Here is a 13,488-nt window from a genome sequence, read left to right on the forward strand (position 1 = left end):
TTCGACAGTCAGTAGCTTATTTTGTGAAATTTGCGAAACTTATATTGTGTTTTATCGTTTGTTTTGATACAAGAACCTATAAACGTCTTGGAAAGCGGATTTTATGTCTTTAGATAAAGGAATTTGCTTAAGAAAAAGAGAAACACATACTATTGGTTGAAATTTTATATAAGGGTGAGGAATGAGATGAGAGAGTACAGAATTGGGCGTGTCATGAGAGAACTTCGAAAAATGGCGGAGCTAACTCAACAAGAATTAGCAAAAGATATTTGTACCCAAGCGCAGATTAGCAAAATTGAAAATGGTGAAGAGTATCCTTCTAGCATTACGCTGTATAAGCTATCAAAGCGTTTGGGCGTAGATGTAAACTATTTTTTTGATACAGTTGAGTCTCCCCGATTAGATTATGTGGATGCAGTAAAATCACTTATCCGTCAATATATTCGCCAAAGAGACTATGAGGCGATTGACCATATTATAAAGAAGGAAAAAGAAAGTCCATTGTTTCAACCAACGCTAAATAAGCAGTTTTTAACGTGGCATGAAGGAATTTGTACGTATTACTTGCATAAGCAAAAAGAGAAAGCATTCAATCTTTTATACGAAGCGATTGACTATACCAAGCAGTCGAAGACGTTTTATAAAGAAAAAGAAATTGAGATTTTAAACAGCGTAGCTATCATTTATCATGAAGAAAAAGAATATGAAAATGCAGAAGAACTATATAGACAAGCGCTAAAGCATATAACGGCACTTCCACAAATTCGTCAAGAGATGCTGAAGGTTCGTATTTTATATGGATTATCGAAAACATTAGCTGATATGAAACAGTACGAAGAGTCGATTACCTACAGCAGTAGAGGGATCGATCTTTGCATAACCAATGAGTCCATGTATTTATTTGGTGAACTTCACTACCAAACTGGTGAAAACTTAATAAAGCTTGGAAGAGTTAAGCAAGGGAAAGAATACTTAGAGAAATCCGTCCATATCTTCCAGTTACAAAGGAATGAAAAGTTCACGGAGTTAGTGAAAAGTGAAATTAATGAACTTTTCGTATGAAAAAACAAAAATATTCCTATTATTATAATTATTGAGAAAATAAGGCGAATTAGAAGAATAAGCCCGTTTAAACAGGTATATTCGCCCATATCATCAAATTCACGAAAAAAAATCTTATGCTACACTAACATTAATCACAATAAGGGGAGGAAATATCTATGAAAAAATTATTAGTAGGATTAACATTAGCATTTACATTGGTGGCAGGTGTAGCATCAGTTGGTGCAGTAACTCAGGAAAGTCAAGTAACAACTTTAGGGTTACCGAACCAACATTGATTATAACGATTTTCTCAATATCACAATAATAAGTCCGCTGTAGAGCTTTTTTCAGTAGACCCCCTCTATGAAATAAATGTATGAATTAAGCCCAACCTGTTCTTGGTTGGGCTTGTTTTTTGTTGTTCTCGTTAATTAAGGTGAAGTCTATAAAAGTTAAAATGAAATAACCGAAAAGCCATGACTATCATCATGGCCATTTCGGTTATTTCATTTTACGCATAATCACAAATTCATTTTCGTTTAACATCAAATCGTTTGATACGTGCTTATTTGTCCATAAATCAATGCTGTCAGCAAATGAAGTAGGAAATTTAACCTTTAATGAACGGTTTGTTGGATTAATGATAATGAGTAGCTCTTCATCACCAAGCGTTTTGCGATAGCTTACAAGAGACTCATTTATAGCATGGAACGAGAATTCTCCCTTGGAGAAAGCTGGGCTTTGTTGACGAAGTGAAATAAGTTTTTGAACAAAATGAAATAATTCAAGGTCCTGTTTGTTTTCATCCCATTCCATACACTTACGGCATAAGGGGTCATCTCCACCTGTCATGCCAATTTCGTCACCGTAATAAATACAAGGTGTTCCAGTGAAGGAAAGTTGGAACAAATAAAGCAGCTTTAAACGATTTGTATCTTCTTCACATACGGTTAAAATTCGCGCTGTATCGTGGCTACCTAACAGGTTAAAAGCAACCTCGTTTACGTGCTGCGGATAAGATTGCAACACGTGAACCAGTTCGTTTTGGAATTGCTCTACGGTAGTTTGTTTTTTTGCAAAAAAGTCAATCGCTGCGTTTGTAAAGCGGTAATTCATCACAGCATCAAATTGATCTCCCTGCAGCCAAGGCATTGCATCATGCCAAATTTCACCTAGGATATATGCGTCCGGTTTAATTGCTTTTACTCGGTTGCGGAACAATCGCCAAAAATGGTGATCTACTTCATTCGCTACATCTAATCTCCATCCGTCAATATCAAATTCTCGAATCCAATACTCTGCTACTTCTAGTAAATAATTTTGCACATCTTTATTTTCTGTATTTAACTTTGGCATGGTTGGCTCAAAGGAAAACGTACGATAAGATAGCTGGTTTCCTGGATTAAGCGGGAATTTGGCAATGTGAAACCAATCCTTGTATTTCGAGCTTTCACCGTATTTAATAACGTCTTGAAACGGTTCAAAATAGTAGCCGCTATGATTGAAGACGGCGTCAAGCATGATTTTAATATCGCGTTTGTGACATTCGTCTACAAGTCGCTTAAAAGTCTCTTTGTCTCCAAAATGTGGATCAATTTCAAAATAATCAATTGTATCGTATTTATGGTTGGTCATTGCTTTAAAAATAGGTGTGAAATAAATGCCGTTAATTCCTAGTTCAATAAGGTGATCGAGATGATTAATGACCCCTTCAAAATCGCCACCAAAAAAGCTGCTTTGAGTAGGTGTTTCTCCCCATGATAAGGTGTTCGTTGGGTTTAACTTTGGATTTCCATTCCCAAAACGCTCAGGAAAAATTTGATACCAAACCGTGTCTTTTACCCATGAAGGAGGGGAAAAAACATCTATTTTATTTAAAAATGGAAAAGCAAAATAGTAGTGACAATGGGTAGGAACATCTTCAAAAAATCCTCTTTCCGTATACGTTAAAGATTCTTTTCCATCGTTGCAAATAAATCCGTATCGTAAGCGAGCATGTGGAGGACGAATGATAGCCTGCCAATAATCGAACAAGTCATCAGAACCTACAAGCTTCATAGAACTTGTTGAATAAATCCATTCACCGTTTTCCCATATGTAAGGGTCACCATGAATAAGAGTCACATCTTGGAGATCTCCTTTTTGAGCCTGCAATCGGATATGTAGAGTTTCTTCATCGTACGCATACGCGAAATTATTTTTCGGTCGATGATAAATAGAAGAACGAAGCATTAGAAACATCCTTTCAAATTTAATTTATTAATTTACTTAATTAATATTGATTGAATCTTATATTATGAGTATTTTAATAATGTGTCAATAGAAAAACATAAGAGTTTTATTTTAAAAAAGATGGTGTAAGTGCTTGCAAGAATAGAAAACCGAATTATAATGATGAACCATAAATAAATTAATTGAAATAATTAATTAATTGTTGGGTAGGGGGTTTTATTATGAAGATAAAGAAAATCATTGCAGCTTTACCTCATGATCAAATTGGTCAGCTAGCACTAGAAGGTGTCATTGCACCCGTGACAATAGAGTCATCAATTGTATCGGCATTTACAGAACAATCAATCCGAGCAGAATCTTATGCTGGGAAACTTTACGGACTACCAAAAGCTATTGAAACGCCTATTTTTCTATATAATAAAGACCTTATGAAGAAGGCGCCCAAAACGATGAATGAACTTTACGAAATTTCAAAATCTAATCAAAACGCAGGGCAATACGGTTTCTTGGCTCCATGGGATAATTTTTATTTTGCCAATGCTGTATTGAGCGGTATGGGAAGCTATGTGTTTAAACAAGAGAAGCAATCGCTAGATCCAACTGATATTGGACTACATAGTGATGGGGCGATAGATGGGGTCAGCTATATCTCAAAATGGTACAACGAAAACTTGTTTCCAAAAGCTATTATTGGTGAAAATGGTGGCTCTACCTTAGAAGCGCTTTTTCAGAAGGGAAAGTGGCGCTATTATTTCAATGCGTGCATGGTATAATAAAAAATACCAGTAAATACAAAGATGTAATAGGAGATAGAGAGATATGGTATTAAAAGGTCAAAATACAGCGCGAACAAAACAGTTAAATCAGTCATTGGTACTCAGAGTTTTGCTGCAAAACGGACCGATGTCGAGACAGAAAATTGCTGAGATTACACAGCTAACACCAGCAACAATTACTTATATTACAGCTGAATTGATCCAGGAAGGCTTTATCATTGAGCGCGGAGATGTTCAAGAAGGAACAAAGCGAGTAGGGCGAAAATCCATCGCGTTGGATTTACAAGGCGATGCTTATTGGGCAGTTGGAGTTCACATTAGTATGGAGACAATCCGAGTGGGGTTGGTAAACCTAAAAGGAGAGACGCGTAATATTCAAGTGGTTCCTGTTCCAGCAGATTTTAACCTGGAAGAGTATTTAGAGTTTGTGGCACGTAGAATTAGTGAGTATATTAATGCGCAAGAAGTAGACGTAGCGAGCATCGGGATCGGCTCATTGGGAGCAGTTGATTTGAAAGAAGGTAAGCTTTTAGGAAACGATATAATTGGTTGGCCTGATGTGCCCATTGTGCAATATCTAAAGCAGAAGTTAAAGCTTCCTATTTATTTTGATAATAACGTAAGTGCCTTAACTTTAGCAGAAAAGATGTTTGGACAAGGAAAGCAAGTTGCTGATTTTATGTGTTTGTACCTTGGATATCGTATCGGAGCAAGCTTAGTGTTGAAAAGCGAATTATATCGCAGTGGGTTAACAGGAGCAGGTGAGTTCGGCCATATGACATACCTGCCAGATGGAAAGCCATGTTGGTGCGGAAGCAGCGGCTGTCTCAATCAATATGCATCAGAGCAAGCCATTGTAGAAGAACTACAGGCACAAGATATCCAAGAAGTGCTACAGCGAGTAGCCAATCAAGAAGGTAAAGCTAGGCGCGTTGTTGAAAAAGCAGCTGAGCGAATAGCGGTCGTTCTGGCTTCGTTTGTGAATATGGTTCACCTTAAAAAAATTGTTGTGTCTGGTCCATTAACCCTTGCTGGCGTTGATCTAACGTCAATTATTAAACAGGAAGTGAATGAGCGATCTTTCTTAGCTCGTAAGGAGGAAGTAGAAGTTATTTCATCCGAACTTGGAGAATATGTCGAGATTATTGGTGCCGGTAGCTTAGCGTTATGGTATAGCGTGTATCAAAAACAAGTATAAAGGGTGTGAAAAGCGCTCTTTTCTTTTAAATATATTATTTAATTTAATGAATTAATATAAAGAGTGAATTAGTTTGAGTGATCATTCAATTGTTGAAATTTCAAATTTTAAATCTATTCATTTGCAGAACGAACGTAATTTGTATGTTTATTTACCACCTAGCTATAAACAAGCACAAAATACCACGTATCCTGTGCTCTATATGCATGATGGTCAAAATATTTTTCATCCAGCCTTCAACGGCCAATTATGGAACGTTCATCATGTGGTAAATAGACTTGTTGAGCAGGGGAAAATGCAAGAAATTATTATTGTTGGAATTGAAAATATGAAAGAAGAGCGAGCGAATGAATATAGTGTGCAAGTCCCTCCAGCTCTTGCTTGCATTCAACCGAAAGGAGAATATCAAGTTGAGAATGAACGCATCGTTTCAATTGCGAAAGATGGAACGATTATCCCTAAGTCTGTGGGCAAAACCGTTGTTCAGTTTCAGAGTGAAGGAATAGTAAGCTCAAAAGAAATTGAAATCGTAGATTACCTATCTGATAGAGTGCCCGTTTCCATTCAAGTGAACAGCAAAGATGCATTGTTAGATGCATTAAGGGTTTACGCCGATTTACCTCTTAAGAAGGTGGATTCTCACCATTTCTATAATCGGTTTATACTACCTATTGATACTGGATTGGGTTTTCGTCTTTACTTAGATGATGGCAAAGGAGAAAGTTGACGATTATGGTGCTCCGATTCATCATCGTATAATAATTACACATCCACTTCATAAAAAGTTCAAGGTAAAAAGGTGGTTGTAAAAAGCAAGGGTCCGTTTGGATCCTTGCTTTTTATGTCCTATTAATTTGTTTTGCTATTTTGATCTTTGTTACGCTTATTTCCTTTTGAATTATCTCCGCTTGTAATTTCTTCGCCCATTTCAACCATTTGATGCTGAGTTTTTGGGTTGCTTTGATTTGCACTACCTTTATTGTTTTTCTTTGTCATAATCATCATTCTCCTTTTAAAAAGTTGGTAACGAATCTAAGTTGTTTGTTTTATCATGGTCAGGTACGCTGCGAATATATGTATCGCCGTCTTTTCCAATAAACGTCGTAACGTGTTCAATTTCACCGGAGGCGACACGCTTCATGGCTTCCTCGTAGTTCAGTATCTGACCACTTTGTGTTTTAAATTCAGTTAAGTTTCCTTTATCATCTTTGCGAACGGCAACAAATTGATCCATGTTTTTCACCTTCTTAGTTATGATTATGAAGAAACCTACACATTTTTATCATGGCTAAACTGTAGAGTTTTATTCCTTTTAAAAGGTAAAGAAGCTTTTGTCACGAATAACATAACAATAAATTAAAGTAGGAGGTACATACATGACAACATTTAACTGGCATCAGGAAGCACATTCACAGTGGAATCAAAAAGTTTCATTCTGGAATCAAAAAAGTGAAAATATGTGGAAAAACGGGAGTAGAAAAGGAGTTATCCCTTTAGTTCAACAGCATGTTAAGAAAGATGGTACCGTCATAGATATTGGATGTGGAGATGGGTACGGAACGAGGCTGTTAGCACAAGCAGGGTACAAAGCACTTGGAGTCGATTTATCAACAGAGATGGTTGAAAAAGCAAAAGAATTGCATGAGCACGTTGCGACATTTAAAGCAGCAGACGTTATGGATCTTCCTTTTGATGATGATTTAGCAGATGCTGTAGTCGTCATTAATGTCCTTGAATGGACAGAACAGCCGTTAGTAGCATTAAATGAAATCAAACGAGTGGTGAAGTCTGGAGGTCATGCATGTGTAGGAATATTAGGACCAACAGCACAACCAAGAACCAATAGCTATCGTCGTCTGTACGGAGAGAACGTCATTTGTAATACGATGATGCCGTGGGAGTTTCAACAGCTTGCTTCTGAAAATGGTTGGGAGATTATAGATGGTGAAGGCGTATATAAAAAAGGAGTAAACCAAGAAACACTTGTAACATTGTCTTCTGAGTTGAAGCAGTCATTAAGCTTTTTATGGTTGTTTATATTGAAAAAAATGTAAAAAACACATAAACCAAATGTAGCTCAACATACCAATGAAGTAAGACTGTCAGATTAAAGAGGGATGAACGTGGAGCAAAAAAGACATGAACTCACGAAAGAAAGTCGACCTCATTTCCCGTTGCTTCCTTTTTAGATGATAATGGAGATCCCGTTGCAGCACTACCTACACCCGCAGCAGATAATGTATATAACGTTTATATCAACGGAGTACTCCAACAAGCAGGATTAAGCGTTATTACTCCTGCGCAGGTAACAATCAGTGCACCTGTACCCGTTGGTGTTCCAGTGGTATTAGAGCTTGATGATTTCGCAGACGTGACCTCAACGTCTACTTCCATCACAAACTTAGATGTTGATACAACCATTAGTACGTAAGGAATATGCAGTACATCAAAAAGGGAGTAACAAATGTTACTCCCTTTTTGATGTGTGTTCAACTATATAAAAGGAAAGAATCAATCTCTGTATCTAATGCAAGCTTTTTTCTTTAAACTCGTGGATGACGTTCGTTATTAACAGAATATCTTTGTAAATCTCATCTCGAATGTTTGAATTTGAACAATTACGATAATCTGCCAGCAGCCGATTTAACTCATGATGAAATAGAAACGCTTCTTTTTTTGTAATCATTTTAAAAACTCCCTAACGTTTCAGTAAAGACTTCTGAGGTAGAATGAGGAGCTGATAAAACAGCTATACAGCTTATCATTAACAGATTCATTTAACATCATTCTGTTAAAAGTCTCTTTATATAGTATTTACTCTGTATTTACATAAATTAAACCTCGGGTTACGTTCCTTTTTTTAGAAAATAGTTGAAGTGGGTTTCTGTACGTGTCGCTATAAGCGAATGCAGCATAATTTAAATATAGGGAGGAGACAAGCGATATGAAAAAAATTTATCTTGATGCAGGACATGGTGGTCACGATTCAGGGGCCGTGTCAAGTGGGCTGCTTGAAAAAAATTTAGTATTAAAACTTCAGCAATACATGATTCAATTTTTTAATGATCAATATACGGGGTTTACCATTCGCACTACGCGTACAACGGATGTGTTTTTGTCACTAAGTGAAAGAGCAAGTCGGGCAAACGCATGGGGAGCAGACGCATTTATGTCTATTCACGTGAACGCTGGAGGTGGAACAGGATACGAAGATTATATTTATACGGGTCGAAGAGTTAGCTCTGTTTCGTTGCGAAATGCAGTACATGATGAAGTAAAGAAAGTAATAGGCGGTTACAACCATCCAAACCGAGGGAAAAAAACAGCCTCTTATGCCGTGCTTCGTCGTACAAATATGCCGGCTGTTCTAACTGAAATTGCTTTTATTGACCGAGCTGCAGATGCGACTTTGCTTAAAAACGAATCGTTTTTACAGAATATAGCCTATGCCTATGCAAAAGGAATGGCAACTTTTTTAAGGTTGCCTGCAAAATCAGGGGCTACACCTGCACCTACGCCAACACCAACACCAGTTTCAACGCCGCCAAAAGCACCTGCAAAACCACAGCCAACACCACCAAAGCCTTCAGCTCCGCCAGCTTCAACTTCGGGAGATACTGTTATTCGTACCATTCAACAAACGTTAAATTCTCGCTATAAAACAGGCATTGCTGTAGACGGCATTTATGGACCTAATACAAAAGCAGCGCTTATTAAAGGTCTACAGTCTGAGCTGAACACGCAGTTTAATGCTCGCTTAGCCGTAGATGGTATTTATGGGAGTAATACAAGGAATGCCGTTGTAAATATTGTACAAGGGGCTCGTGGAAATTTAACATGGATTGCACAAGCCGCTCTTTATATTTCTGGCCATAATCCAGGCACTATTGACGGCATTTTTGGCACCAACACGTTAAGTGCAGTAAAAGCATTTCAGCGTAGCAAAGGCCTTTCCGTAGATGGAATCATTGGTATAAATACGTGGCGTGCATTATTTTAAAGAAATAAGCGGACTCTAGAGAGAGTCCGCTTTGTTTGTGACCAGGTTCTTTCATTTCCACTCATAAGGCGTTTCTTGGTAAACATAATAGTTTAACCAGTTCATGAATAATAGATTTGCGTGCGAGCGCCACGTTTTGAGCGGAGCACGGGTTGGATCATCATTTGGAAAATAGTGCTCAGGCAACTTTGCATCCATTCCTTTTGTTTTGTCCCGCATAAACTCATCTTGTAGCGTCTGAACATCATATTCAGGATGACCTGTTACGAAAATGAACTTTTCATCCTTTGACATGACTAAGTAGACACCTGCTTCTTCTGAGTGTGATAGCAACGTTAGATCGGGGTGAGTTTTCACTTCATTTAAGTCCACATCTGTATTGCGTGAATGAGGGGAGAAAAAGAGATCATCAAACCCTCGCAGAAGCTTAATAGGCTCTTGAAGAGAAGTATGTGTGAACACACCTGTACATTTTTCGTCAAGCGGTCTTTTATCAATGTTAAAATGATGATATAACCCAGCTTGAGCTCCCCAACAGATATGCATCGTTGACGTAACGTTTGTTTTACACCAATCCATAATCTCAGTGAGCTCCGACCAGTAATTCACATCTTCAAATGGAATATGTTCAATTGGTGCACCGGTGATGATCATGCCATCAAACTTTTGGTGTTTAATTTGCTTAAAGGTTTTGTAAAACTGCTCCAAATGATTTTTACTCGTTGTCTTCGCTTCATGGGTTGCTGGGTGCAGAAGCGTAATATGTACCTGTAACGGTGAGTTACCCAGCAGACGAAGCAGCTGTGTTTCAGTTTTTTCTTTTTCAGGCATTAAATTTAAAATCGCAATATTTAAAGGGCGAATTTCTTGATTAAATGCCCGGACATCATCCATGATAAAAATACGTTCTTTTTCTAAAATTTCTTTTGCTGGTAGATCACGCGGGATGTTAATAGGCAATAAAACTTCCTCCTGTTTTTTCGTAATATAACGTGCAATCAATCACTATATATAGTGAGCGCACAGATTTTTTTATCTCTTGAATGGTTTTTTCAAAGACGATTTTCATTTCTATATACAATACACTATTATATGAATATACAGAATATTAATCAACTGAATTTTCGAAAAAGTAGAGTTTCTTATTCGTAATTTAAGCCAAAAATGATACAATATCAACAGTAAGTGCTAGATAATACTTAGATAAGACTAATATACATAAATAAGGTTCTTTTAATGGTAAAAAGAGCGTGCATTCATTTGTATGAAAAAGGAGAAGGATAACATGACAACCAAGAAACAAGTGAAAAGTGATTTACAAATCGCTCAAGAAGCAAAGATGAAACCGATTAAGGATATTGCAGCTCAGCTAAGTGTTTTAGAAGAGGAGCTCGAGCCATACGGCCATTATAAAGGAAAGCTTTCATTGGACATTATGGAACGCTTAAAAGACCAAAAGGATGGCAAGGTTATTTTGGTGACGGCCATTAATCCGACCCCTGCGGGTGAAGGGAAGTCTACGGTAACTGTAGGACTGGCACAAGCCCTTCAACAGCTGAATGAAAAAGCAATTATCGCCATGCGTGAGCCTTCTTTAGGTCCAGTCATGGGAATTAAAGGAGGAGCAGCTGGAGGTGGCTATGCTCAGGTTGTGCCGATGGAGGACATCAACCTTCATTTTACGGGAGACCTTCATGCCATTACAACAGCAAACAATGCGCTATCAGCTATTATTGACAATCATATTCACCAAGGTAACGAGCTAGGAATTGATACGCGTAAAGTAACATGGAAGCGCGTCGTTGATTTAAATGATCGTGCACTTCGTCAAGTAGTAGTCGGGCTTGGTGGTCCAGTTCAAGGTGTACCAAGAGAAGATGGCTTCGATATTACAGTAGCATCAGAAATTATGGCCATTTTTTGTTTGGCAACAAGCGTTCAAGATTTGAAAAAACGATTAGCTCGCATTGTAGTTGGTTATACATATCAAAATGAGCCAGTAACGGTCGCTGATTTAAACTCGGAAGGAGCACTGACCCTTCTGTTAAAAGATGCGATTAAGCCTAATCTCGTCCAGACGTTAGAGCATACGCCAGCTCTTATTCATGGCGGTCCATTTGCTAATATTGCCCATGGGTGCAACAGCGTGATTGCAACGAAGATGGCGGCTAAATTAGGTGACTATGTTGTGACAGAAGCAGGATTTGGAGCTGATTTAGGAGCAGAAAAGTTCTTAAATATTAAAGCACGAATGGCAGATATTAAGCCTGAAGCCGTTGTGCTTGTTGCAACCGTCCGCGCATTGAAAATGCACGGAGGCGTTCCAAAAACTGAGTTAAGTAAGGAAAATATTGAAGCGCTACAAGAAGGCATGAAGAATTTAGAAAAGCATATTGAAACAATTCGCGCATTTGGAGTTCCGTGCGTCGTGGCAGTGAATCGTTTCGTTACGGATAGTACAGGAGAAATTGAAACGATTATGAGCTGGTGTGAAGAAAACAGCGTAAAAGTAGCCCTCACAGAAGTGTGGGAAAAAGGTGGAGCTGGCGGTATTGATTTAGCAAAAGAACTTCTCCAAATCATGAAAACAGAAGAGTCAAACTTTGCACCGATTTATGATTTATCAGCGACAGTTGAAGAAAAAGTAGAAACGATTGCAAAAGTAGTGTACGGAGCGAGTGGCGTAGATTTCTCTCCAAAAGCCCACAAGCAAATCGCCCAGTTTGAACAATACGGATGGTCGTACTTACCGATTTGTATGGCGAAAACACAGTATTCACTAAGTGATGATCAAGAACTATTAGGAAGACCTGAAAACTTCCGCATCACAATTCGTGAGTTTAAGCCATCGATCGGTGCGGGTTTTCTAGTTGCTTTAACAGGTTCAATTATGACGATGCCTGGCCTCCCGAAAAAACCAGCAGCGCTAAATATGGACGTCGACGAGAACGGACAAGCAGTAGGAATCTTTTAATAGGAAAAGGCGATGGGTGCATCGTCTTTTTCTTATTTTTTCCAAAGAGCGTATGTTATCATAGGAAATGGTTAGAACAAGTAAAGGATAAATTATTTTATTGTAAAGAAAGTAGTGGAACGATGTTTGATCCAATTGTATTTGATAATTTAAAAGTGGTTGTGGAAGGGGAAATATACGATTTAGATTTATCGGGGCAAGTATCGGTTGTAAATCGTGAAGACTTAATGGACTTAGCTCGGTTTACGAGGACGTATCGTATTTCATTTCAGCAGCATTCGTGCTGTACGGCAACCTTGGCTCTTTCAACGGATTTAGATAGCATCCATGCTGAGTTAACTCCGTCTCGTCAGGAAAAGCCAGGCTGTACGGTATTTATTGCTTTTTATATTAAGCAAGCCGTTGCTTATACGATTGAAGACTGCAATGAAATTCGCACGCTGTGTGAAAGAGTTTGGGGAGAGAATCGAGTAATTGAACAACGAGTGATTCATGAAGTTGACACTGACGAATATGAAAATGAAGTAAAAGTGATGTTTAACCGCTTTGTTTATGAAGACCAAGTGGCCGATTTAATTGAGATGATTGACTATATGCTCCAAACAATGGACCAGTTGAAAAATTATTATGACCAGCAATCACATGATAAGCGCTTATAAATTGTTGAAACGACATCTCATACATTACAATAAAGGTATGAACGATACTTTACTAAATGGAGGTCGAATGTATGTCAGTTTATAAGTATTCTGCAAAAACGATTAAAGGTGAACAAGTGTCGCTTTCCCAATACGAAGATAAAGTTTTGGTCATTGTTAATACAGCAAGTAAGTGTGGATTTACTCCGCAATATAAAGAGCTTCAAGCACTTTATGAAGAGATGAAGGACCAAGGTGTAGAGATTCTTGGATTCCCTTGTAACCAGTTTGGTGGTCAAGAGCCGGGTAGCGCAGGTGATATTGAACAGTTTTGTGAACTTAATTACGGAGTATCTTTTCCGATGTTTGATAAAGTGGACGTGAAAGGCGAACATGCACACCCTCTATTTACATACTTAGCTGAAGAGGCGCCCGGTGTGTTTGGATCTAAAACAATTAAATGGAACTTCACTAAATTTCTTGTGAACCGTCAAGGAGAAGTAATTAAGCGCTATGCGCCACAAACTTCACCAAAAGATATAAAGAAAGACATTGAAGAATTAATATAAGGCAAAGCAGGTGAGCGTAGTGTTCATCTGCTTTTTTGTTACTCAAACACCCTGAGC

The 13,488-nt window shown here is 38.1% G+C and carries 14 protein-coding genes and 1 pseudogene; 10 read left to right on the forward strand and 5 right to left on the reverse strand.

Features of this window, described 5'->3' with window-relative positions; all coding sequences use genetic code 11:
• The first annotated feature begins 186 nt into the window (after positions 1 to 186).
• Complete coding sequence (locus MKZ18_RS08265; RefSeq protein WP_025907676.1) at positions 187 to 1,062, forward strand: helix-turn-helix domain-containing protein; 876 nt, start codon at positions 187 to 189, stop codon at positions 1,060 to 1,062.
• Positions 1,063 to 1,545: 483 nt separating this feature from the next.
• Here the strand turns inward: MKZ18_RS08265 and MKZ18_RS08270 are convergent, their stop codons facing one another.
• Positions 1,546 to 3,276: a glycoside hydrolase family 13 protein gene (locus tag MKZ18_RS08270; protein WP_061785048.1), complete on the reverse strand. Its 1,731-nt coding sequence runs from the start codon at positions 3,274 to 3,276 to the stop codon at positions 1,546 to 1,548.
• Positions 3,277 to 3,497: 221 nt separating this feature from the next.
• Between MKZ18_RS08270 and MKZ18_RS08275 the strand changes: the two genes are divergently transcribed.
• The 3 genes from MKZ18_RS08275 to MKZ18_RS08285 all read left to right on the forward strand — a co-directional run bounded on the left by MKZ18_RS08275 (position 3,498) and on the right by MKZ18_RS08285 (position 5,977).
• Positions 3,498 to 4,049 carry an extracellular solute-binding protein gene (locus tag MKZ18_RS08275; RefSeq protein WP_144593778.1) on the forward strand — a complete coding sequence of 184 codons (552 nt, stop codon included), beginning with the start codon at positions 3,498 to 3,500 and terminating at the stop codon, positions 4,047 to 4,049.
• 46 nt (positions 4,050 to 4,095) lie between these two features.
• Positions 4,096 to 5,250 carry an ROK family transcriptional regulator gene (locus MKZ18_RS08280; protein ID WP_025907679.1) on the forward strand — a complete coding sequence of 385 codons (1,155 nt, stop codon included), beginning with the start codon at positions 4,096 to 4,098 and terminating at the stop codon, positions 5,248 to 5,250.
• 73 nt (positions 5,251 to 5,323) lie between these two features.
• A complete protein-coding gene (locus MKZ18_RS08285; RefSeq protein ID WP_251385314.1) occupies positions 5,324 to 5,977 on the forward strand; it encodes an alpha/beta hydrolase-fold protein in 654 nt (217 codons plus the stop codon).
• A 122-nt stretch (positions 5,978 to 6,099) separates the two neighbouring features.
• On the opposite strand, the gene MKZ18_RS08290 is transcribed toward MKZ18_RS08285, so the two are convergent.
• Together MKZ18_RS08290 and MKZ18_RS08295 are read right to left on the reverse strand one after the other, a co-directional pair.
• Positions 6,100 to 6,246, reverse strand: a complete 147-nt coding sequence (locus MKZ18_RS08290; protein WP_167556148.1) for a hypothetical protein — start codon at positions 6,244 to 6,246, stop codon at positions 6,100 to 6,102.
• Between the two features lie 16 nt (positions 6,247 to 6,262).
• Positions 6,263 to 6,484 (reverse strand): DUF3892 domain-containing protein, encoded by a 222-nt coding sequence (locus MKZ18_RS08295; protein WP_061785045.1) that lies wholly within the window; start codon positions 6,482 to 6,484, stop codon positions 6,263 to 6,265.
• A 142-nt stretch (positions 6,485 to 6,626) separates the two neighbouring features.
• Here MKZ18_RS08295 and MKZ18_RS08300 point away from each other — a divergent pair, with 142 nt between their 5' ends.
• Together MKZ18_RS08300 and MKZ18_RS21070 are read left to right on the forward strand one after the other, a co-directional pair.
• A complete protein-coding gene (locus MKZ18_RS08300) occupies positions 6,627 to 7,304 on the forward strand; it encodes a class I SAM-dependent methyltransferase (RefSeq protein ID WP_144593780.1) in 678 nt (225 codons plus the stop codon).
• Between the two features lie 119 nt (positions 7,305 to 7,423).
• A pseudogene (locus tag MKZ18_RS21070) lies at positions 7,424 to 7,681 on the forward strand (DUF4183 domain-containing protein); the annotation flags it as partial.
• 93 nt (positions 7,682 to 7,774) lie between these two features.
• On the opposite strand, the gene MKZ18_RS08305 reads toward MKZ18_RS21070, so the two are convergent.
• The gene (locus MKZ18_RS08305; RefSeq protein WP_167556147.1) at positions 7,775 to 7,936 is read right to left on the reverse strand and encodes a hypothetical protein; all 162 of its coding nucleotides are present in this window, start codon (positions 7,934 to 7,936) and stop codon (positions 7,775 to 7,777) included.
• A 258-nt stretch (positions 7,937 to 8,194) separates the two neighbouring features.
• On the opposite strand from MKZ18_RS08305, the gene MKZ18_RS08310 reads away from it, so the two are divergent.
• Positions 8,195 to 9,250: an N-acetylmuramoyl-L-alanine amidase gene (locus tag MKZ18_RS08310; protein ID WP_163071005.1), complete on the forward strand. Its 1,056-nt coding sequence runs from the start codon at positions 8,195 to 8,197 to the stop codon at positions 9,248 to 9,250.
• Between the two features lie 51 nt (positions 9,251 to 9,301).
• Here MKZ18_RS08310 and metA read toward each other — a convergent pair whose 3' ends face one another.
• Positions 9,302 to 10,210, reverse strand: coding sequence for a homoserine O-acetyltransferase MetA (gene metA / locus MKZ18_RS08315; RefSeq protein ID WP_061785042.1), 909 nt, complete (start codon positions 10,208 to 10,210; stop codon positions 9,302 to 9,304).
• Between the two features lie 325 nt (positions 10,211 to 10,535).
• Here metA and MKZ18_RS08320 point away from each other — a divergent pair, with 325 nt between their 5' ends.
• The 3 genes from MKZ18_RS08320 to MKZ18_RS08330 all read left to right on the forward strand — a co-directional run bounded on the left by MKZ18_RS08320 (position 10,536) and on the right by MKZ18_RS08330 (position 13,431).
• A complete protein-coding gene (locus tag MKZ18_RS08320; RefSeq protein ID WP_062687392.1) occupies positions 10,536 to 12,224 on the forward strand; it encodes a formate--tetrahydrofolate ligase in 1,689 nt (562 codons plus the stop codon).
• Positions 12,225 to 12,346: 122 nt separating this feature from the next.
• A complete protein-coding gene (locus MKZ18_RS08325; protein ID WP_341344531.1) occupies positions 12,347 to 12,883 on the forward strand; it encodes a hypothetical protein in 537 nt (178 codons plus the stop codon).
• A 71-nt stretch (positions 12,884 to 12,954) separates the two neighbouring features.
• Entirely contained in the window at positions 12,955 to 13,431 is a 477-nt protein-coding gene (locus MKZ18_RS08330; RefSeq protein ID WP_025907689.1) for a glutathione peroxidase, read from the forward strand.
• Positions 13,432 to 13,488 lie beyond the last annotated feature (57 nt).

This window comes from Priestia sp. FSL W8-0001 (genome assembly GCF_038050335.1).
Lineage (GTDB): Bacteria > Bacillota > Bacilli > Bacillales > Bacillaceae_H > Priestia > Priestia flexa.

Bases quoted from the DNA above. Each gene is read 5' to 3' on its own strand.
- MKZ18_RS08265 (WP_025907676.1), top strand. From the start codon at position 187: ATGAGAGAGTACAGAATTGGGCGTGTCATGAGAGAACTTCGAAAAATG.
- MKZ18_RS08270 (WP_061785048.1), bottom strand. From the start codon at position 3,276: ATGCTTCGTTCTTCTATTTATCATCGACCGAAAAATAATTTCGCGTAT.
- MKZ18_RS08275 (WP_144593778.1), top strand. From the start codon at position 3,498: ATGAAGATAAAGAAAATCATTGCAGCTTTACCTCATGATCAAATTGGT.
- MKZ18_RS08280 (WP_025907679.1), top strand. From the start codon at position 4,096: ATGGTATTAAAAGGTCAAAATACAGCGCGAACAAAACAGTTAAATCAG.
- MKZ18_RS08290 (WP_167556148.1), bottom strand. From the start codon at position 6,246: ATGACAAAGAAAAACAATAAAGGTAGTGCAAATCAAAGCAACCCAAAA.
- MKZ18_RS08295 (WP_061785045.1), bottom strand. From the start codon at position 6,484: ATGGATCAATTTGTTGCCGTTCGCAAAGATGATAAAGGAAACTTAACT.
- MKZ18_RS08300 (WP_144593780.1), top strand. From the start codon at position 6,627: ATGACAACATTTAACTGGCATCAGGAAGCACATTCACAGTGGAATCAA.
- MKZ18_RS08305 (WP_167556147.1), bottom strand. From the start codon at position 7,936: ATGATTACAAAAAAAGAAGCGTTTCTATTTCATCATGAGTTAAATCGG.
- MKZ18_RS08310 (WP_163071005.1), top strand. From the start codon at position 8,195: ATGAAAAAAATTTATCTTGATGCAGGACATGGTGGTCACGATTCAGGG.
- MKZ18_RS08320 (WP_062687392.1), top strand. From the start codon at position 10,536: ATGACAACCAAGAAACAAGTGAAAAGTGATTTACAAATCGCTCAAGAA.
- MKZ18_RS08325 (WP_341344531.1), top strand. From the start codon at position 12,347: ATGTTTGATCCAATTGTATTTGATAATTTAAAAGTGGTTGTGGAAGGG.
- MKZ18_RS08330 (WP_025907689.1), top strand. From the start codon at position 12,955: ATGTCAGTTTATAAGTATTCTGCAAAAACGATTAAAGGTGAACAAGTG.